The sequence below is a fragment of the Natronosalvus rutilus genome, assembly GCF_024204665.1.
GTDB classification, from domain to species: Archaea; Halobacteriota; Halobacteria; order Halobacteriales; family Natrialbaceae; genus Natronosalvus; species Natronosalvus rutilus.
In genome coordinates this window covers 1,820,504-1,840,157 of sequence record NZ_CP100355.1, presented here as the reverse complement: position 1 = coordinate 1,840,157, position 19,654 = coordinate 1,820,504, and the positions used below count along the sequence as shown (strand labels likewise).

15 protein-coding genes are annotated in these 19,654 nt (G+C 62.5%); 9 read left to right on the top strand and 6 right to left on the bottom strand.

Annotated elements, in window-relative coordinates:
* Positions 1 to 19 precede the first annotated feature (19 nt).
* Positions 20 to 439 (top strand): VOC family protein, encoded by a 420-nt coding sequence (locus NGM29_RS08935; RefSeq protein ID WP_254160289.1) that lies wholly within the window; start codon positions 20 to 22, stop codon positions 437 to 439.
* A 226-nt stretch (positions 440 to 665) separates the two neighbouring features.
* Here NGM29_RS08935 and NGM29_RS08930 read toward each other — a convergent pair whose 3' ends face one another.
* Positions 666 to 1,172: a GNAT family N-acetyltransferase gene (locus NGM29_RS08930; protein WP_254160287.1), complete on the bottom strand. Its 507-nt coding sequence runs from the start codon at positions 1,170 to 1,172 to the stop codon at positions 666 to 668.
* Positions 1,173 to 1,502: 330 nt separating this feature from the next.
* On the opposite strand from NGM29_RS08930, the gene NGM29_RS08925 reads away from it, so the two are divergent.
* The 6 genes from NGM29_RS08925 (at position 1,503) to NGM29_RS08900 (ending at position 8,890) form a co-directional block, all read left to right on the top strand.
* Positions 1,503 to 1,790: an amphi-Trp domain-containing protein gene (locus NGM29_RS08925; RefSeq protein ID WP_254160285.1), complete on the top strand. Its 288-nt coding sequence runs from the start codon at positions 1,503 to 1,505 to the stop codon at positions 1,788 to 1,790.
* 1,624 nt (positions 1,791 to 3,414) lie between these two features.
* On the top strand, positions 3,415 to 4,212 hold the full coding sequence (gene pyrF / locus NGM29_RS08920; RefSeq protein WP_254160283.1) for an orotidine-5'-phosphate decarboxylase: 798 nt from the start codon (positions 3,415 to 3,417) through the stop codon (positions 4,210 to 4,212).
* Positions 4,213 to 4,309: 97 nt separating this feature from the next.
* Positions 4,310 to 4,570 (top strand): AN1-type zinc finger domain-containing protein, encoded by a 261-nt coding sequence (locus tag NGM29_RS08915; RefSeq protein ID WP_254160281.1) that lies wholly within the window; start codon positions 4,310 to 4,312, stop codon positions 4,568 to 4,570.
* A 101-nt stretch (positions 4,571 to 4,671) separates the two neighbouring features.
* Positions 4,672 to 5,439: a Nif3-like dinuclear metal center hexameric protein gene (locus tag NGM29_RS08910; protein WP_254160279.1), complete on the top strand. Its 768-nt coding sequence runs from the start codon at positions 4,672 to 4,674 to the stop codon at positions 5,437 to 5,439.
* Positions 5,440 to 5,899: 460 nt separating this feature from the next.
* Positions 5,900 to 7,585 (top strand): hypothetical protein, encoded by a 1,686-nt coding sequence (locus NGM29_RS08905; protein WP_254160271.1) that lies wholly within the window; start codon positions 5,900 to 5,902, stop codon positions 7,583 to 7,585.
* 231 nt (positions 7,586 to 7,816) lie between these two features.
* On the top strand, positions 7,817 to 8,890 hold the full coding sequence (locus tag NGM29_RS08900) for a deoxyhypusine synthase (protein ID WP_254160269.1): 1,074 nt from the start codon (positions 7,817 to 7,819) through the stop codon (positions 8,888 to 8,890).
* 113 nt (positions 8,891 to 9,003) lie between these two features.
* On the opposite strand, the gene NGM29_RS08895 is transcribed toward NGM29_RS08900, so the two are convergent.
* Both NGM29_RS08895 and NGM29_RS08890 read right to left on the bottom strand, forming a co-directional pair.
* A complete protein-coding gene (locus NGM29_RS08895; protein WP_253434122.1) occupies positions 9,004 to 9,213 on the bottom strand; it encodes a DUF7563 family protein in 210 nt (69 codons plus the stop codon).
* Positions 9,214 to 9,683: 470 nt separating this feature from the next.
* On the bottom strand, positions 9,684 to 11,000 hold the full coding sequence (locus tag NGM29_RS08890) for an RNA-guided endonuclease InsQ/TnpB family protein (RefSeq protein ID WP_254160267.1): 1,317 nt from the start codon (positions 10,998 to 11,000) through the stop codon (positions 9,684 to 9,686).
* A gap of 203 nt (positions 11,001 to 11,203) precedes the next feature.
* On the opposite strand from NGM29_RS08890, the gene glmU reads away from it, so the two are divergent.
* Positions 11,204 to 12,385 carry a bifunctional sugar-1-phosphate nucleotidylyltransferase/acetyltransferase gene (glmU, locus tag NGM29_RS08885; protein ID WP_254160265.1) on the top strand — a complete coding sequence of 394 codons (1,182 nt, stop codon included), beginning with the start codon at positions 11,204 to 11,206 and terminating at the stop codon, positions 12,383 to 12,385.
* A gap of 166 nt (positions 12,386 to 12,551) precedes the next feature.
* A complete protein-coding gene (locus NGM29_RS08880) occupies positions 12,552 to 12,836 on the top strand; it encodes a translation initiation factor eIF-1A (protein ID WP_256548189.1) in 285 nt (94 codons plus the stop codon).
* 252 nt (positions 12,837 to 13,088) lie between these two features.
* On the opposite strand, the gene glmS is transcribed toward NGM29_RS08880, so the two are convergent.
* The 3 genes from glmS to NGM29_RS08865 form a co-directional block, all read right to left on the bottom strand.
* Positions 13,089 to 14,903, bottom strand: a complete 1,815-nt coding sequence (glmS, locus tag NGM29_RS08875; RefSeq protein WP_254160263.1) for a glutamine--fructose-6-phosphate transaminase (isomerizing) — start codon at positions 14,901 to 14,903, stop codon at positions 13,089 to 13,091.
* 427 nt (positions 14,904 to 15,330) lie between these two features.
* Entirely contained in the window at positions 15,331 to 16,020 is a 690-nt protein-coding gene (locus NGM29_RS08870) for a helix-turn-helix domain-containing protein (protein ID WP_254160261.1), read from the bottom strand.
* Between the two features lie 243 nt (positions 16,021 to 16,263).
* Positions 16,264 to 19,572, bottom strand: coding sequence for a bacterio-opsin activator domain-containing protein (locus tag NGM29_RS08865; RefSeq protein WP_254160260.1), 3,309 nt, complete (start codon positions 19,570 to 19,572; stop codon positions 16,264 to 16,266).
* Positions 19,573 to 19,654: the final 82 nt, after the last annotated feature.

Genomic DNA, 19,654 nt, shown 5'->3' with positions numbered 1-19,654 from the left:
CCCCCACGAGGTCGAGGCGATGACGACGCCACGTACACACCACGTTGGGATCACCGTCTCTGACCTCGAGTCCGTCCTTCTCTTCTACCGCGACGTCCTCGGGTTCGACGTGCTCGATCGCTTCGCCGTTTCGGGTGAAGCGTTCGCTACGGCCGTGGACGTCCCCGAGGCCGCGGGCAGATTCGCCCACCTCGAGGCCGGGGACGTCCGCCTCGAACTCGTCGAGTACGCGCCGGCGGGAACGGCCAGGTCGAAATCCGAACTGAATCAGTCGGGAGCGACCCACGTCGGCTTCTCGGTGGCCGATCTCGAGGCGTTCTTCGAGTCCCTGCCCGCCGAGGTCGAGACGCTGAGCGAGCCTCGGACCACCGAGAGTGGCACCGCGATCCTCTTTCTGCGCGATCCGGAGGGGAACCTGGTGGAAGTACTCGAGCGGTAGCCTCGCCCGCGACCTCAACGTTTCTGTAGCGTCGATGAGCGCCCAGCATATAGGCCGAGCGACGACGTCGGCCTCGAGGTGTTCACTCTCGAGCGCGAGGACTGACGGTCGCAGTACTATCATATTTGTTGAAATACCCACACAGTTATAGTTTTCAACGACTGTGCTGAATACACAGCGCGAATGTGGCACGCAATATGACTCGATTTGCGTAAGGGGTGATCGCTCAACCCAGGTGCTTTAGGTACTCATATTGCTGGAAATCGAGTTGGTCGTTGTGGGTCGTCGAGGTTCGGTGAAACCCGTTGGATTCGTAGAAGCTAACGCCGACATTGTTCTCGGCCATCACTGAAAGTTGGAGCCGGTCGAATCCCTGCTCTTCGAGAACTGTCTCAATGTGGTCAAGAAGCGAACTGCCAATTCCTCGTCCCCAGTAGTCAGAAGCGACATAGATGCGGTAGAGGTGAGCGAGCTTGTCGTCGGACTCATCGGGAACCATCTCGACGAAGCCGACAACTGTCTCATCGACGATCGCCACGAAGAACAGCCGGTCATCCTGCTCGATATCATCAGTAACCAGCCGCTCCGGGTCGTACCACGACTCTACTTTCTCGTCTACCCGATCTGCCCCAAGCACAGAATCGTATGCCGCGTGCCACGAGTCACGGGCGACGTGCTTGATTGCTTTTGCATCGTCTCTGGTCGCCTCCCGTATGGAAACATCCCCCATCATGGACGTGAATTCTTGTCGATGACGGAGAAAGTATTGGTTTGATTTCGCCCTTATGACCCTGTGTTCTCGTCCTCCAAAACGATGATCAGTGATGCATATGTCCACCTACCGAACGCTAAGATCCTCTCAGATGGACTGAAACGAGAGATCGCTGGTTGCTGCACTCATCCTCTATATTCAGCAGGCAGTTCCTGCCAACAATTCGCCAAGCCTGATCTCGTCTGCTGAATAGAGAGCGCGAATGTCGCATGAGATTTGGCTCGATTGTGCCGGTAGTGATCGTTCAGTACAGGGGATTCACTTATCGGTGCAGGCAGCGTATCGTTCATTATGCCTGAAGAAGTCCTGTTCAAATCAGAGAGTGACCAGACCCGAGAAGACATCGCCTCGTATCTCCGCAGTGTCGCTGATAAGCTTGAACAAGGGGATACAATCACACTCAAATCCGGTTCCGAGTCCGTGACAATGGAACCGCCATCGCGCCCGACGTTTGAGGTCAAAGCCGAACGCGAGGGGCCAACGGACGCCCCCGGAGAATTGAGTATCGAGTTCGAACTCGAATGGGACGAGAACGGCAATGAGGGGGACGGCGGGAGCGGTCAGTTAGAAATCGAGTGACTAGTTCGCAGCCGTATGTAGCGGTTGGTTCCGGTTTGAGTGCGTGAAATAAATGGCGCCACCGTGCTGCATCCATCCTCTATATTCAGCAGAGAACTCTTGGAACCTACTGAGGATTACAACAAAACGTACTAATCACGTTTCAGATGGTTCATAATCGGGTTTTCCGTCCGGAAGAGTAGGTTTGGTCTCTCTTCGAGGGCCGATTATGAAGTTAGTCTAGGAACGGTTTCACGATGAAGATCTCCCTCGAGCATATAACTTGTGACCAAATCGCCGAGTAAGAGCCCCCTCGAGGCGATTAAGGAGCGTTCGCGTATGTTTTAGTGATTGCCGGGGCTGATGGGCGAGCGAGGTCCATTTGGTGGTCGGTACTCGCTGAGCAGATGCAGGGCTCGAAGCGTCAAACGTCCATATCCGGTTCGAGACGCGCTCTATGGTGTGTTTTCCTTCTCGAAAAGTATCTCAGTCCCATCGGTGGTTCCAGTGCTGTCTAGCACCTCAAAACCGATAGCAGGGAACCGATTATGAACTTTTGAATCGTATGCTGACTGGGCCTACGATCGACTCGAGTGAATGAGTGAGATCCCTTCAGAGAAGGCTCTAAACCGCCGAATCCGATTCCGTGAGTTTAGCTTGAGGCTCTCTTCGTAGTGTTTCTCTTCCTGGTTACCGCCAACCCGAAAAACGCAAGACGGAAACCGATTATGAACTTTTGAAAGCGTGATTTCTCCCTCTTTTCGGGTCACTCTCTTTCTCCCACTCACGCCTCCCTCTGTCCTGGACGCCATCTCGAGCGATAATCACTCACTCCAGGATCTCTTCCTAGATTCGTTCATAGGCCACCTCTACACACATCTTCCGGACAGCTGTCGTGGTTATGATCACCAAGGTAGTCTGGCCAATACGATCATAGAAGTGCTCACCCCTGTGAATTCCTCTATTCGTTAGGGAGCATGTTCAGTTCGTACCCATATGTACCGGTTGGTTCCATTCAATATGATTGAAATAAACGAGGACAATGTGCTGCATCCATTCTCCCACCCTCTGTATTCAGCACCCTATTCCTATCAACGGTTGAGGATTTCAACAGGGCCAGGAGGATCCAACGAGAGCCGTTCCGCGAACGGGTTCTCACTCGTGCCAGCAAACGTTTGTGTCGACGGGAAGTCGACGACTGTCTTATGTTCACACGTGACATAAGTATCTGTGCTATGAAGCACCCGAATGTACAGCGCCGACCGACCGTCCCAGTCGGGGCGACGCCGGTCGCGAAGTACGTGTCCTGGAACGACCATCGTCGTACGATCCACGACGACGCAGTAGCGGCTCGAGAGCGCCACGCGTTACGCGCGGTAACGACTATCCGCGCTCCCCGCGGCGAGCGCCGCTCGAGCGTTTATTTTGGCGCGTTCGAACGCATCCGAGTTTATGCTGTATAATACATGTACCTGGAGATGAGCGCCAGATCCCCTTCTCGAGGCGCAACCCAGAGGGCGAACCGACCGTATCAGGTATCGAATCCCATTCCACCCCGACCAGTCGTTCGAACGAGCGACTACCGCTCCGTCGGTACGTCCACAATAGTAACGTTTTCGTCCCTGCCTCGAGCACTCGAGGCCATATGAACTTCTTCGATCGGTTGCACGACCGCATCGTGACGGTCGACAGCGTCGTCAGCGTCGGTCTCGACCCGGACCCCAAACGCATTCCCGAGCACCTGCGGAACCACGACCTCCCGCGGTGGGCGTTCAACCGCCGGATCATCGACGCCACGCACGAACACGCGGCCGTGTTCAAACCGAACGCCGCGTTCTACGAGGACCCTGACGGCTGGCGGGCGCTCGAGGAGACCATCGCCTACGCCCACGGGAAGGGCGTTCCCGTCCTGCTCGACGCCAAGCGGGCAGACATCGGGAACACGACCAGGCAGTATGCCCAGTTGCTCGAGAAAGTAGACGCCATCACCGTCAACCCCTACATGGGCCGGGACTCCCTCCAGCCATTCCTGGCGAACGAGGAGGCGGGCGTCTTCGTCCTCTGTCGCACGTCGAACCCCGGCGGGGCCGACCTGCAGGACCTCGAGCTCGAGACGGGCGAACCACTGTACGAACGCGTCGCGGCCCTCGCGGACCTCTGGAACGAGAACGACAACGTGGGGCTGGTCGTGGGCGCGACGAAGCCCGAGGAACTCGAGGACCTGCGCGAGCAGGTGCCCGACCTGCCGTTCCTCGTGCCGGGCGTAGGTGCCCAGGGCGGGGACGCCGAGGTGGCCGTCGAGTTCGGCCTGGCGAATGGAGTCGGCCTCGTGAACTCCTCGCGCGGGATCATCTTCGCTGGCGAGGAGGCAGGTGAGAAGTTCGCCGACGTCGCGGGCCAGGCGGTGAAACGGCTGAAAGCGCGGTTGAATCAGTACCGGTAGGCTCGAGCCGAGGCGATGGTCGAATAGAACTCCCCATCCAGCAACTCGAACGAGGGAAACGTTATCACGTCCTAATCGAGAGCTACCGCTAGTACAGATGTCCCGCTGTCACGTGTGCCACGAACCGCTGGATCTCCCGAACGATTGCAACTACTGTGGCGAATACTACTGTAGCGAACACCGTCTTCCCGAGAACCACAACTGCCCGAACCTGGACCAGGTTCACACCCTCGGACCGGAGTTCCGTGAGACGACGGCCCAACCTGCGAACGAGGGCAGCGCTTTCACGCCGGTGCGAATCGGCGTGGGGATACTCGTTCTCGCGATACTCGCCACACTGATCGTGTTGTTCCTTTGACCATCGTCACGTTTCTCCCGCTATCCTGAGTTACGTCGAGCGTCGATAGACGTCGAGTCCGAACCGTCCGACTCAACACCCCTCCCGACGAACCCTCGAGCATGGACCTCACCACGCTCGTCGACCGCTTCGACGAGGAACTCAGAACCGCGGATTTCGCCGATCTCGACGCCAGCGCGAACGGTCTCCAGGTCGGCCCCGATGAACAGACAGTCGAGCACGTTGCCTTCGCCGTCGACGCCGCTCGAGAGACAACCGACGCCGCTGCGGACGCGGGCGCGGACGTGCTCGTCACGCACCACGGTCTCTCCTGGGGCGGGTTTGAACGCGTCACCGGACAGACCTACGACCGCCTCGAGCCCCTGTTCGAGCACGACCTGGCGCTCTACGTCTCCCACCTCCCGCTGGATGGCCACCAGGAACTGGGCAACGCCGCCGGCGTGGCCGACGTGCTCGACCTCGAGGAGTGTCGACCGTTCGGCGCGTACGGGCCGGAGTACATCGGCCAGCGAGGGCGCACGGCCGAGTCGTACGCGCCCGAGGAACTCCAGGAGACGCTCGAGTCTACTCTCGAAACCGGCGGCCAGCCGGTACAACTCCTCGGGTTCGGGCCAGACGAGATCGAGAACGTCGCCATCGTCACCGGTTCCGGGGTCGACTGGCTCGATGAGGCCGTCGACGCCGGCGCCGACGCGCTCGTCACCGGCGAAGGGAAACAGCAGGTCTACCACGAGGCGAAGGAGGCAGGAGTACACGTCGTCCTGGCGGGGCACTACGCCACCGAGACGTTCGGCGTCCGGTCGTTGCAGGGGCTGGCCGAGGAGTGGGGTCTCGAGACGACGTTCCTGGAGGCGCCGACGGGGCTGTGAGCAGGTGATCCGGCGACGAGCCGCGTCCGTGCCGACCAATTAGCTCGCCAACCATTGCATCGAATTTCGGTTCGTTCCCACCGTCGCTACCCTGACGCTCGCGAGTGCATCGAAGGGAGGCGACGGGTCCCACACGGGTGTTCTCGAGCCCGCTAATTGCCTCCTACTCCCTCGAACGGCGGTCAATTTCCGGCGAAGGGGGTCGCTACTTGGGGAACGAATCGACGGGCCGGCTGGCTGGATACGGGTCCTGTCACTCGTCTAATCAGTGATGGAATCGAGTTTGGGACCAGTTACTCGAGCGATTCTCACACCCTCGTTCGATCAGCAACGGTGGCATTCTCGCGTGCGAGACGATTCGCGCCGAAGGATGCTCGTGAAAACCGGTAGTTCATCGATTACAAACTGTCCATCTTGTGGAGGTGTACTCACTCTGGGGGCGATCCCCCGGGAGACTACGATGACAGACGAACGATCCATCACGAGACGGGACAGCCTCAAACGAATCGCCGCCTCCGGTGCGCTTCTCGGTGGCACCGGCTTCGCTACCGGGACCGTAAGCGCAGGCGAGGGGATGGCCGACAACATCAGGCTCGTGGCCAGTTGCTACGAGGAAGACCGATCGAAGTTCCGGGTCGACAACCACAACAAGAAGACAGTGAAAGTCACCTGGGACGTCTACGGAACCGACCAATCCGGCTCGCTCAAAGTGTCCGGCAAGGACTCGGTGTATTTCTGGGTCGACGCCGACCACGGCGACGCCACGGTCAGGCTCTTCTACGACGGCGAACAGATCGACGTCAAACACGCCAACGACCAGAAGGTGTGTGCGCCCGAAGACCCCAAAGAAGCGATCGATCTCGAGCCCGCGTGTTACATCGATGAACGGGTCTACAACGGTGAGAACGACGTCACTGTCGATCCCGACGGGACCTGCGACGAGGCGACGTACTGCTTCACGCTCACAGTCGGTGACGACGCCGACGGGAACTCGCTGAACGAGATCGAGGCCGACTTCTGTGGAAGCGGCGTCGACGTTTCGAACGTCGATGACGATGACGTGTCGGTCGAGCTCAATGGCGACGACGTGACCGACGATCTGGACGAGGTCGACGATGACGACGACGGCGAGACGCTCACCCTCGAGTTCGATGGCGATTGCGACCTCGAGGAGGGCGACGAAATCCGGGTCTGCCTCGACAACGTCAAGAACCCGGCCGAAGCTGGCGTTTACACTGCCCGATTCACGCTGAACGACGAGGAGTCGTCCGTCAGCGCGTTCACGATCGGTAACGTCGACGACGGCTCGAAAGGGAAGAAAAAGAAGAAGGGCGACCACTTCCCCGGAATGGCGAAGTTCTGCGTCCACAACGAGTTCTACGAGGACGTCGAGGTCGTCTGGCGCAGCACCTACATGCACCAGGGAGGCCTCCTGACGATTCCCGCACGCGGCACGCGGTGCTTCTGGGCGGACCTCGACAAGAAGGGGAAAGCGCACGTCAAACTGCTCTACGACGACGAGCAGGTCGACGAGGCAGACGCCAACACTGACGAACGCTGCACGCCGAACCCGCACAAGATCCGGTTCCGGGCGATCTGCCACGAGAACGGCCGCGCACGCTTCCGCGTGTTCAATTACAACCAGCAGACGGTGCCCGTGTCCTGGTCGGTCGACGACGATGACGACGATGACGACGACTGCGACTACGACGGGTCCGGCTACGTGCCCGCGATGGACTCGCTGGACGTCTGGGTCGACGTCGACGACGATGACGACGACGTCACCCTCTCGTACCTCGGCGAGGAACTCGACACCGACGAGGTCGCCGAGAAGGTCTGTGGCCCCGAGAACCCCAAAGAGGCCATCGACCTCGACGGACTCTGCTACCGGCCTGGGAAGGGCAAGAAGCCCGGGAAGGCCAGGTTCGCCATCCACAACTGCTACGACTACAAGGTCCGGGTGACCTGGAAGAGCGCCTACACCAAAGAGGCCGACACGATCAAACTCGACGTCGGCGAGACCCACTACTTCTGGGTCGACCTCGACAAGAAGGGGAAGGCGATGGTCAACCTCTACTTCAACAACAAGAAGATCGACGAGGCCGACGCCGACACCGACACGCTGTGTGAGGAGTACGACGACTGAGCTGACGCGAGCGCCGACGGTTCCCACGCTCCTGTTATTTTTTGCCGCCGATTCGACGCGTGAGCCACGAGCCTCGAGCCTCGAGTCACGAGCCCGAGCCGTACGGCTCTCAGTTCGGCCTGAACCGCTCGAGACCGACGAGCAGGGCGTCGAAAACGCGGATGTGGTTCGCGACGGACCGTCGACCGGAAAATCGCGGCGTTGAAACGACTGGCACCCTCACGCTCGAGTATGACTGGCGACGAGGCCCACGATCCCGACCACGACGGTCACGATTCGGAACACGAGGCCGACCACCACGACCCCGAGCGAGAGACGTTCGCCCACGACCCCGTCGGCCACGCCGAAGTCCGTTCCGGGATGTCCGTCGACGACCTCGCGAGCCAGTACGGACGCGCGGGCGTCGGTGCGGCGAACCTCCACGAGGCGATCGACGTCACGAGCGCCATGTTCGACGACGACGTCACCGTTTTCTTCGGCCTCGCGGGTGCGATGGTCCCGACGGGAATGCGCAAAATCGTCTCCGACCTCGTTCGCGACGGGTACGTCGACGTCCTGGTGACGACCGGGGCGAACCTCACCCACGACTCGATCGAGGCCATCGGCGGCAAACACCACCACGGCGCCGTCCACGCCGAGGGCAAGACCGAACGCGAGCACGACGAATCACTTCGTGAGGAGGGCGTCGACCGAATCTACAACGTTTACCTCCCCCAGGAACACTTCGCGGAGTTCGAGAGCCACCTCCGCGAGGAAGTGTTCCCCGTCCTCGAGTCCGAGTGCGAAGACGAGGGGTCGGTCTCGATCGAACGGCTGACCCGCGAACTCGGACGGGCGAACGCGGACATGAACGAGCGAGACGACGTCGAGGAGGATCCCGGTCTCGCAGCGGCGGCCTACGAGAACGACGTGCCGATCTACTGTCCTGCGGTCCAGGATTCGGTGCTGGGACTCCAGGCCTGGATGTACTCTCAGACGACCGCCTTCTCACTCGATGCGCTGGGAGACATGACTGGCCTGACCGACCTGGCGTTCGAGGCGGACGAGGCCGGTGCGTTCGTCGTCGGCGGCGGGGTGCCGAAGAACTTCACGCTCCAGACGATGCTGGTCACCCCACGAGCCTACGACTACGCCGTCCAGCTGACGATGGACCGGCCCCAGACCGGCGGCCTCTCGGGAGCGACCCTCGATGAGGCCCGGTCGTGGGGGAAACTCGAGCCGGAGGCTCAAAACGTGTCGGTGTACGCCGACGCGACCATCACGCTGCCGCTGGTTGTGGCGGCGGCGCGCGATCGCGTCGAATAAAGCGCCTCGATGCCGGGTGACAGGCAATTCCCGGACGAGGCGATTTTGGTGTTCGAGCCGCGGAGCGTGGGGGCCGAGTGATCAGGTAGGGGTTTACGAACCACGACGGGCGGTCAGCGTCGATCTTCGGGGATGAAATCGGCCGTCTTCATCTCGCGGTAGGTCGAACAGTCCGGGCACGCGTGGACGTCGTCTCGATTGTCGCCGAACACGCGGGCGAACTGCCGGGTCACCCGGTTGCCACAGTTCAGGCACTCGGGTGTAGTCGTGGTCGCCGCCTCTCGAGACGCCATCGGGGTCCACTGCGTTGGTTCAGTCGACATCAACAGCCTCTTTCGACGTTAGGGTATTTACTATAGGTCGCCTAACGAATGAAATCGGCTGCAAGCGTTTCAAAACGCCGTGCAAGTCTCGAATGGGACAGTGTCCCGAAATCCGGACAATCAGCCGACGGTAGGCGTGTAATGGATCGTTATTCACACGTAATACGAAATTAGTCGCGGGATAGACGGCTGCAGGTCGACCGAGTGGTCCCTGCCGATTTCGAGGGAAACGAACCCGAACGAACCCAATACGGCCAGTTGCAATACTCGGGAAGATGGACGCGAACCGTTCACCCGACCGTGCTCGCTCGGGTAGTGGCATGATCTTGACGACGAACCGGTGTGGTCGACGAAACGCCGTCGAGTCTCCCTCGCTGAACGACGTCCTCGAGAGTCGGTCACGTTCCCATCGGGTGATCGTTTGACATCCTCCCCGCCCTGAAGGGCGAGGATTCCCGAGCGTTGGGATATTATGGTTTGCAGTCTACCACTTGGTCACGCGGTAAGAATCCGCGTGTCAAGTCGTGAAGGTAGACTCCGGGCTGTGCCAACCAGCCGGTACTCCTATCCTCGTCCAAACTGGCCGAAGACTCGGAGTTACTTTGATTAATGTCGAGACGGATATTCTCCGCCCCGTTCACGTCGGCGTTGAACGCATCATCGTGTTCGTCGCACACGTACAGGCCGCGTTCAACGCGCTGACTATCGACTTTCCTACCGCATACGCAACACGTCTTGCTCGTATCGCGTTCGGATACTTCTACGACCTCGATGCCCTCGACTTTCGCTTTGTAAGTGAGTATCTTCGTGAAGCGGTCGAACGCCCACCCGTGCAAGTCAAGGTTGCCGTGCCGACCCCAGCTTTTCGACTCACCGTTCGCGTCCTCTCGAATACCGTTGAGCTTACCGATGTTGATGCGCCCCACTCCTCTCTCAATACACCGTTCGACGATGTGTTTGGCGAGACTGTGGAAGAAGTGGGTGCGGCGCTCCGACCACTTCGCTTGCAGACGAGTAGCTTCTTTACCGCCCGAGTCGTCGCACTTGGCGATTTCTTTCGGGAAGTAGTAGCCGTCTTGCTTCAAGCGGTTGCCGGGATAGAGGTCGGATTCCTCGGTGCTGTATGCGACGGCGGCGAAGTTGCAGATGCCGAGGTCGATGCCCGCCGTCTCGGTGCCGGGTGCGTCGGGTGTCTCCACTTCGTGTTTGCAGACAAGGTGTAGTTCCCACCGCTGTTTCGACTTGCTGTAGACGGCCCTGACTTGTTGCAGGTTTTCAACCGTGACCTCGGGACGAGTCTCGTACTCGACGAGGATGTAGTCCCAGTCTCGCGGGTGGTCTTTGTGGTTCGCGCCCTTCGAGAGGCGGACGCGATTGTGTTTCGAGTCGTGACGGATGCCTTTCTGCTTCCACGTCACGGTGGAACGCGGGTGTTCTTCGTGGACGCGGTTGCCGTTGTCGTCGTAGTAGTTTTTCTTGCGGTAGCCGGGCGGATTCGCACGAGAGTCGTTCTTGCGTTTGCCATACCACGAGTTGAAGGCTTCAGCGAGTTCCTCCAGAACGCGCTGACTGGACTGCGAATGCAGTCCCTTGTATTTGGTGTGACCTTTCAACTCGCGCTTCAAGTCCGAATCGTCGGGAATCTCGCCAGTTTCCTCCCACACTTGCCGGGAGTGATGGTTCGCAACGTTCCACAGTTTCGATGCACTCCATGCGTGCAGGTCGAGCATCCGCTCCACTGGTGAGTGGTTGCGGATTTTCGCCCGATATGTGCGGTGGACGTACATTCGTGAAACGTCTCCATAACCAGTTATGGTGCCTTTTATTGTGAATGTTTGGGTTGGTACGTGGAATATCCAGCCGTGCAGTCATCGGTAGGTAGTGTCATCCAGTGACGGCGCGTATCCCCACCGTGAACGGCGAGGTTTTGCACCTTCTCATCCCATAACCCGTATAGTTATCCGTGAATTCGTATAACCCGTAGGTACTGATGAAAGCCGTGATTCTCGCTGCTGGAGAGGGGACCCGAATTCGTCCGCTCTCGGGCGAGTTGCCGAAACCGATGCTCCCGGTTGCCGATCGCCCGCTGCTCGGCCACACCGTCGACACCGCCATCGACGCCGGAGCCGACGAAATCGTTCTGGTAATCGGGTACGAAGCCGATGCGGTCCGCTCGCACTTCGGCACGGAGTACCGTTCGACGCCCATCCGCTACGCCGTCCAGGAGTCCCAGGAGGGAACCGCTCACGCCGTCAACGCGGCGCGCGATCACCTCGAGGGGCCCTTCGCCGTTCTCAACGGCGACAACCTCTACGACCAGGCGGCCATCGACGAACTCTTCACTCGCTGTCCCGCCGTCTGTGCGATCGAAGTCGAGGAACCGCAACACTACGGCGTGCTCAGCACCGACGACGAGAGCGTCACGGACATCGTCGAAAAGCCGGAGAACCCGCCCACCAACCTCGCCAACGCCGGGGCCTACGCCTTCCCCGCCGAGGCGAAAGCGTGGCTCGAGGTCCCCGAGAGCGAGCGTGGCGAGTACGAGATTACGGACGTGCTCGCGACGGTTATCGACGAGTTCGACGTCACGCCCGTGGTCGTCGACCGCTGGCTCGACGTGGGTCGCCCGTGGGAACTGCTCGAGGCCAACGAGTGGAAACTCGGCGAACTCGAGCCCCGGATCGACGGCGACGTGAGCGAGGACGCCACACTTGAGGGACCGGTCGTGGTCGAAGAGGGCGCGGAGGTCCGCGCCGGCGTCGTGCTCGAGGGACCGGCGCTGATCCGCGAGGGGGCGACTGTGGGTCCGAACGCCTACATTCGTGGTTCGACGCTCGTCGGCGAGGGCGCGAAAGTCGGCCACGCCGTCGAGGTGAAAAACAGCGTCCTCTCGGCGGGAGCGACCGTGGGCCACCTCTCGTACGTGGGCGACAGCGTCCTCGGAGAGAACGTGAACTTCGGTGCCGGGACGAACGTCGCGAACCTGCGCCACGACGGCGAGGACGTCCGGTTCACCGTGAAGGGCGAGCGCGTCTCGACGGGTCGCCGGAAGTTCGGCGTCGTCGCGGGCGACGAGGTCAAAACGGGCATCAACACCAGCCTGACGCCGGGGTTGAAGCTCTCTGCGGGAGCGACAAGTTATCCAGGAGAGACCGTCGACCGGGACCGATAGCCAGCAGGCGCCAGTCGACCAGGACCGATACTCACGGATAGCTCTCGACGCAGCTCGAGTCCGACGCCAACCGACGGGTGCGTCTCTGTGTTTCTCTCTCGAGTGTCTCGTTATATGATACCACGAGCCACCGATACGTTATACCGCTGGAGTTCGTAGTGATGGTGTGAGCGAAGAACACCAACGACGCAATTTGCGGATGCCCAACGACGACGAAGTGTTCGCCGTAGTTACCGAACACCTCGGCGGTAACCACGTCCGACTTCAGTGTGAGGACGGCAAGAGCCGTCTCGGCCGTATTCCCGGCCGCATGAAGTACCGGACCTGGATCAACGAGGACGACATCGTCGTCGCCGAACCCTGGGACTGGCAGGACGAGAAGGCGACGATCGAGTGGCGCTACACCGGCCAGGACGCCGACCAGCTGCGCCGCGAAGGGCACATCGACTGAGTGTTTTCGCTGACGGTACTCGCTGGCTCGCCTCGAGAGCGACGCGTTCGCTGCTAATCGGCGCGTCATTCGAGACGAAGAGAGTCACTCGACCACCTGTAGCGAGACCGCGTTCTGACTATTGATTGTATAGTATTGGGAACCGAACCGATGAAAACCGTCCGGCACCACGGCAGCGTCTCGATAGTCGGGATCACGTGACCGGAAGCGGCGGCCTCGCCGCCTCGAGGCGGTCACCCGAACGATGCCCGATTATTCGACCGTGACGCTCTTCGCCAGATTCCGGGGCTTGTCGATCGGTCGCCCCAGCGCGTTCGCCGCGTGGTAGGACACGAGCTGGAGCTGGACGTTCGCGAGCAAGCCCGCCAGGTCCGGATCGACGTCCGGAATCTCGAGGTGGGCGTCCGCGACGTTCAGCGCACGGTGGCCCTCGGGACACACCGCGATCACCGGCGCACCCCGCGTCTGGGCTTCTTCGGCGTTGTTCAGTACTTTCTCGTCCTCCTCACCAGTGAAGATCGCGAACACCGGCGTTTCGGGGGTGACGAGCGCCAGCGGGCCGTGTTTGAGTTCGCCCGAGGCGAACCCTTCGGCGTGCTCGTAGGTGATCTCCTTGAACTTCAGTGCACCCTCGAGCGCAACCGGGAACCCGAGGCCGCGACCGATGAAGAAGAACGACTGACTGTCGAGGTACGTTTCGGCGAGGTCCCTCGAATCGTCATCCTCGAGGACCGACTCGATCGTCTCCGGGAGCGCCGAGACGTCCTCGAGCAGTGCCTCCAGGTTCGCTCGCTGTTCGCCGACGACGTCACCGGTCACCCGCTGGGCGAGCAACAGGAGCATGACGGCCTGCGAGGAGAACGTCTTCGTCGCGGCGACGCCGATTTCGGGGCCGGCGCGGATGAGCAGGGTGTCGTCGGCCAGTCGCGCGGCCGTCGAGCCGACCACGTTCGTCACCGTCAGCAGTCGGGCGCCGTCGGCCGCCGCCTGGCGCATCGCCGAGAGGGTGTCGGCGGTCTCGCCGCTCTGGGTGACGGCGATTACGAGCGTGTCCTCGTCCACGGGGGGAGCACTTACCCCGTACTCGTTGGCGAGGTGGGCGCTCGTCTGGACGCCGGCACAGTTCATCGCTATCGATCCGTAGAGGGCGGCGTGATAGGACGTGCCGCAGGCGACGAACTGGACGCGTTCGATTCCTTCGAACGTCCCCGGCGGGAACGACTCGAGAGCGACGTCGCCGGCCTCGTGGTCGATCCGACCCTCGATGGCCTGGCTGAGCGAGGTGCCCTGCTCGTAAATCTCCTTGAGCATGAAGTGGTCGTACTCGCCCTTGCCGGCCTGTTCGGGGTCCCAGTTCACCGTCTCGGCCTCGCGTTCGATGTCGTTGCCCTCGAGATCCGTGAACTCGATGCCGTCGGGGCGGACGACGATCACGTCGCCGTCTTCGAGGTAGACGACGCTGTCGGTGTATTCGAGGAACGCGGGGACGTCGCTGGCGAGGAAGTAGCCCTCTTCGTCGAGGCCGACGACCAGCGGCGAGCCCTGCCGAGCGGCGTAGATGACGTGATCGTCAGCGACCATCGCGGCCACCGCGTAGCTGCCGTCGAGGTCGTCGATGGCCTGCCGGAACGCCGCCTCGGCGGAGGCACCCTCGTCGAAGTACGACTGGATGAGGTGCGGGATGACCTCGGTGTCGGTGTCGCTGGTGAACTCGTGGCCCGCGGCTACGAGGTCGGCTTTCAGTTCGGCGTAGTTCTCGATGATGCCGTTGTGGACGACGGCGACGTCCTGGGTCGAATCGGTGTGGGGATGGGCGTTCTCGTCGGTCGGCGGCCCGTGGGTGGACCAGCGGGTGTGGCCGATGCCGACCTCGCCGTGGAGATCGTCGCTGTCGATCGTGCGCTTCAGGTCGTCGACCTTCCCGGAGCGCTTCTGTACCTTGATTCCGGAGCCGTTCTGGACGGCGACGCCCGCGGAGTCGTAGCCGCGATACTCGAGGTTCTCGAGGCCCGTCAGCAGGGTATCGATCGCCTGGTCGGTTCCCACGCGTCCGATGATGCCACACATCAGTGGCTCACCTCGTTGACCGCGACGTCGACCGCGGGAGTCTGCCGGGTGCGAGAGAGAGACGCGGAGCGGTTTCGGGGGGAGCCGCCACGGGTCGCTCGGACCGTCAAACGATGCACTGTCATAGCACTACAGAGTGCCGCTCGACCCATTACTATAGATCCACTAACGCAGTCGATAGTCACCACGTACTCTCTCCACCGGCTGATACGTCGCGAACCGGCGTCGAGCCCGTCGAAATTGCCGTCTTTCGACGCAGATGGAATTATTTCACGAGATGGGAGAGAATTCCGCCCGCGCAGACGGTCCTTTCCATCGGTATGTTCACCCATCGTGTCTCCAGAAACTGTTTTGAACCGATTACACGATCGAAAACGGCGGCCATAACACAGTCTATAATCGCGACCCGTCCGGCTCGGGTTGAGCCCTAGAGCGACGACTCACACAGCTCGGTCACCGCCCGCCGGAGCCGCTGAGAGACGGCGGACTTCGAAATCCCCAGCGTCTCGGCGAGTTCGTCCTGTGAGATGCCGCGCGGAACGTCGAAGTACCCCTCCTCGTAGGCGACGCTCAGAAGTTCTTCCTGTTTTTCGGTCAGCCCGATTGCGGTCGTCTCGTTCGCTTTCGCCAGGCGCAAGTGATTGACGTGAAACGAGATTCCACGTCGGCGACACGACTGGTTGAACGCCAGCAAGCAATCTCGGTCGGGAAAGCGCGTTCGAAGCACCCAGCCGGTCTGTCCGCTCGACAGGTCGAGGACGCGGCCGCCGGCTTCGACGACCTGGCTCGTGAATCGAACGGCGCGATCGGTAACCGTGGCTCGATACACCCGTTTTCGCGGGTATCGTTCGACCAGCGTCGGATTCGAGACCGTGGTATCGCGCGCGAGCGCAGATTCGAGTTCGTCGAAAGGAGCGGCCTCGGCGACGAAGAAGATCACCGTACTGCCGTCCTCGAGCTTGCTCGAGTACTCGAGGTCGACGCGACCGCTGGAGAGCCGTCGAAGCGTCGGTCGGAGAATCAACGCGTCGTGATCGAGTTCGAGTTCGGCGACGATTCCGCCGTCGGCCTGGGATCGAAGCGGAACCGAATCGGCGTCGAGGGGGTTAGTGCTCATCGACGGACCACCCCGCATGGAACGAGAGTCGGGTAATCGCCGCTTATCGCAGACAAGTACATCAAGCGTGCATTTCGCCCCGAGTCACTTGGTGGTAGACGCTAAATGGCGAAACGGGCGATTAACGAGGCGCTAAACTGATTCATTCGTCGACTTCAGTGATAGTCACGGCGTGGTGAGTAATTCGGAATTTCCGGCCGCGACGTGCGTTCCAGCGACGAGATGAGGGTCCGGAACGGCGAGTCAGTCCGGTGATCGCTCGAGCCACCCCGCCTCGAACAGAAGTTCGTACACTTTGCGTTCGGCGATGCGCAAGTGTCGCGTGAACGTCGGCTGAGACACGTCGAGCAGGTCGGCGACCTCGCCGCCGGTGTGTTCGCGCGGGGACTCGAAGTAACCCGAGTAGTAGGCGAGCCTGAGCGTCTCGAGCTGGCGTTCGGTCAACTGATCGCTGACGCGGTCCTCGAACGAACCGGCCGGACGGTCCCCGGACGAGACGACGCGTTTCGAACGGATCTCGACGCCCGGCTCCCAGCGTTCGAGGCGGTCGACGAACGACCGGATGCTGGTTCCGGGTGCGAGATCCACGACGAACGTCGGACGCCGGTCGCGCCCGTCTATCGTTCGAAGGTCTCCCCCGTGTGCGCCCACCAGTCCGGCGAGCGTCTCGCCAGCGAGTCGAACCTCGACGTGGAGACGGGCGTCTCGTTCGCTCGATACGTCGAGCGCCTCGAGCCCCTCGATCCCGTCGGCGGTCGAGCGAACGGCCGACGCTTCGAGGTCGTCGTCTGCAATCGAGCACACGACGGACGTCCCGCTCGGCCCCTCCGAGAGCGCCAGCAGGTCGATCCGGCACCGACAGCGTGTGGCGAGGGCGACGAGGGGATCACCCGAGGGGTGCCGTTCCGATTGCCCCTCCGACGCAGATAGAGATTGGTCCGCCCCGTCGTCGGCCGCCGGGAGCGCGAACGTGAGTTCGAGTCGGTCCTCGGCGGTCAGGAATCGTCGGTACTCGCCGACGGCGAAGGCGAGCGAGAGGTGCGTTCGAAGGCTCCCGAGTCGCTCGAGCAAGTCGGACGTCACGGCGGCTGCCGGAACGGAGAGCGCCAGCACACCGTATCGCCGGTCGTCGAACGACAGCGGGAGGAAGACGACGTCGCCGACTTGGTCGTCGGGGCGGTCGAATCGACCACGACGGTCGGTTCCTCCCACCGCCCCCGGCGTTTTCCGATCGGCGGCGGGGACGTGGCTCACCGATCCAGATTCGATCGCCGCCGAGAGCGAGTCGTCGTCTTCCGCGAAGCCGTCGGCTCCCGTAATCGGCGAACTCGAGGCTAGCGATCCAGCGCTCGCTCGCTCGCTGACGGTCTCGGCGACTGGATCGACGTCACCGAACCAGACGCCGTCGGTCCACTCGAGCGCCGCCAGGTCGGTACAGAGTACCGACTCGGTGGCCCGACGATCCGAGGCGTCGGCCAGCGTGGACTCGAGCCCCTGCACGACCGCCTCGAGTTCGCCCAGCCGGTCGCGGTCCGCTTCGAGGCGGTCGACCGTCTCCTCCAGCACCTCGAGCGCGCGCCGACGATCCATCGCCTCGAGTTCGGTCGCGGCCAGCGTCGTCACCCAGTCGGTCGCCTCGACGTCCGTCGAATCGAGCGTTCGCAGGCCGAGTCCCGTGGCGACGACGACGCCGCGGTCGCCGACTGGGACGACGAACACCTGATCGGTCGCCACCGCACCCGTTGCGAGCAGCGGGTCGAACGCCCCGGACTCGAGACGGCCGAGCGACGGTCCCGACAGTCGCCGTGGGTCGAGCGCCGGGACGTCCGCACGGTCGAGGGTCGGGAAGTGTATCGCCGGATCGGCGTCGGTCGGCGCGACGGCCGCCGGATAGAGTCGCTCACCGTCGAGCAGGTAACAGCAGGCGGCCGACGACGGGGTGAGCGCGAGGACGCCGTCGGCGAGGCGCTGGCTCACCACCGACGGCGAACTCGCCGACCGGAGCGTACGACTCGTCCGGAAGAGAGCGGAGACGATGGCGTCGTCCGCCGACGGCGGCCGGTCGCCGAGTACGCAGAGCGCCGCCCGGTCTCGAGACAGCGACACGACGGTCGCCGAGACGGTTCGGTCGCCGTCCCCCGTTCGGACGGTCGCCTCGAAGGTGTCCGCGCGACGTACCGTCGAGTCGCCCGCTCGACGTCGGATTCTGTCCAGCGTCCGCTCGTCGACCAGCGAGTCGAGCGCCCCGGCGAGCACGTCCGTCGCACCCAGCAGCTCCCGTGCGACCGGGTTCGCCTCAAGCGTTCGCTCCGTCTCCCGGTCGAAGACGACGACGCCGATTCGGAGCGCCGCTGTTACCGCCTCGAGCGCCCGCGCCGTCTCGAGCACTCGAGTTGTCTCGCCGTCCCGGCCCGCCTCGTCACGATCTGTCGACACACCTACGGCGGTGACCAGGACGCCCGATCCCGTGGGCGCGGCCACCCACTCGAGCGTCGATCCTTCCTCGTCCGGTGACCCCTCCCCGGCGAGGGAGAGCGACGTCCGAAACCGAACCGACGACCCGCTCTCTCGAGCCTCCCGAAGGCGGTCGAGAATCGCCTCGTGACGATCCGCCGGCAGCGCCTCCTGGATCGGAATACGGGCCATGGGACCGTCACCGAAGAGGACGCTAGCTTCGTCCGACGCTGCGACGATTCGCCACGTCTCGTCGACGGCGAACGCCGGACGCTCGAGTGCGCCGACCCAGGCTTCGACGTCGCTCGAGTCGGGTTCTGACGCGGGACCGACGGTCAAAACGAGGCCGTCGTCGGGTACCGGGTCGCCGCTTCTCACCGCCACGACGTGTGTTCGCCACGTGCCGTCGTCGTGGCGGAACTGGACGATTTGCGGCCCACCCGGGGCGTCTCTCGCCTCAACTCCCCCCTCGTCCCCCGCCTCCTCCGCCGACGAGGTTCGTGCCGCCTTGAGCACGCGCCGGATTGACTGTCGGTCGTCGTCGTGGACGACGTCCGCGACGGGTCGGCCGACGAGTTCGCCCGGCGTGTAACCCAGCACGGCTTCGACGGAGGGCAGGGCGGACTCCACGATGTCCGTCGAGTCGACGGCGAGAGCCGTCGCGGGCCCGTTCTCGAGGACGGCCCGCTCGAGCGCCGTCCAGGTCTGGTCGACGGCGGGCGGTGACGACGCTTTGAGTATTGTTTCCACGCGTGCGCGAACCTCCGCTCGCGGGGCGTCCGGATCGACCACGTCAGTCGCCCCGGCCTCGAGCGCTGCCTCAGCGTCAGCGCCAGCCGCGACCGCCAGGAGCGAACATTCGGCGCGCTCGCGAACGCGTTCCAGATCGGCCGGCGGGATGTCGAACGGGTACACCAGACAGCCCGCCTGCGCCATCTCGAGGTACTCGAGTGCCGTCTGCAGGTCGGTCACCCGGTGAACGGCTCCCGTGCCGAAGGCGTCCTCGAGCGTTCGCGCCGTCCCGCCGAGGCTATCGGTCGGGTCGATCACGAGGACGGGCGGCGTACCGCGAGACTCGAGGCCGGTGCGCTCGCTCACCGGAGTCACCTCTGACGCGGTGATGTCTGCGAGTCGTCTGGCCGCCCGGTCTCGTCAGTCACTGTCGAACACGACCGGCCTG

Excerpts from the sequence above, each read along its gene's own strand:
- NGM29_RS08935 (WP_254160289.1), top strand. The coding sequence starts at position 20 with ATGACGACGCCACGTACACACCACGTTGGGATCACCGTCTCTGACCTC.
- NGM29_RS08930 (WP_254160287.1), bottom strand. The coding sequence starts at position 1,172 with ATGATGGGGGATGTTTCCATACGGGAGGCGACCAGAGACGATGCAAAA.
- NGM29_RS08925 (WP_254160285.1), top strand. The coding sequence starts at position 1,503 with ATGCCTGAAGAAGTCCTGTTCAAATCAGAGAGTGACCAGACCCGAGAA.
- pyrF (WP_254160283.1), top strand. The coding sequence starts at position 3,415 with ATGAACTTCTTCGATCGGTTGCACGACCGCATCGTGACGGTCGACAGC.
- NGM29_RS08915 (WP_254160281.1), top strand. The coding sequence starts at position 4,310 with ATGTCCCGCTGTCACGTGTGCCACGAACCGCTGGATCTCCCGAACGAT.
- NGM29_RS08910 (WP_254160279.1), top strand. The coding sequence starts at position 4,672 with ATGGACCTCACCACGCTCGTCGACCGCTTCGACGAGGAACTCAGAACC.
- NGM29_RS08905 (WP_254160271.1), top strand. The coding sequence starts at position 5,900 with ATGACAGACGAACGATCCATCACGAGACGGGACAGCCTCAAACGAATC.
- NGM29_RS08900 (WP_254160269.1), top strand. The coding sequence starts at position 7,817 with ATGACTGGCGACGAGGCCCACGATCCCGACCACGACGGTCACGATTCG.
- NGM29_RS08895 (WP_253434122.1), bottom strand. The coding sequence starts at position 9,213 with ATGTCGACTGAACCAACGCAGTGGACCCCGATGGCGTCTCGAGAGGCG.
- NGM29_RS08890 (WP_254160267.1), bottom strand. The coding sequence starts at position 11,000 with ATGTACGTCCACCGCACATATCGGGCGAAAATCCGCAACCACTCACCA.
- glmU (WP_254160265.1), top strand. The coding sequence starts at position 11,204 with ATGAAAGCCGTGATTCTCGCTGCTGGAGAGGGGACCCGAATTCGTCCG.
- glmS (WP_254160263.1), bottom strand. The coding sequence starts at position 14,903 with ATGTGTGGCATCATCGGACGCGTGGGAACCGACCAGGCGATCGATACC.
- NGM29_RS08870 (WP_254160261.1), bottom strand. The coding sequence starts at position 16,020 with ATGAGCACTAACCCCCTCGACGCCGATTCGGTTCCGCTTCGATCCCAG.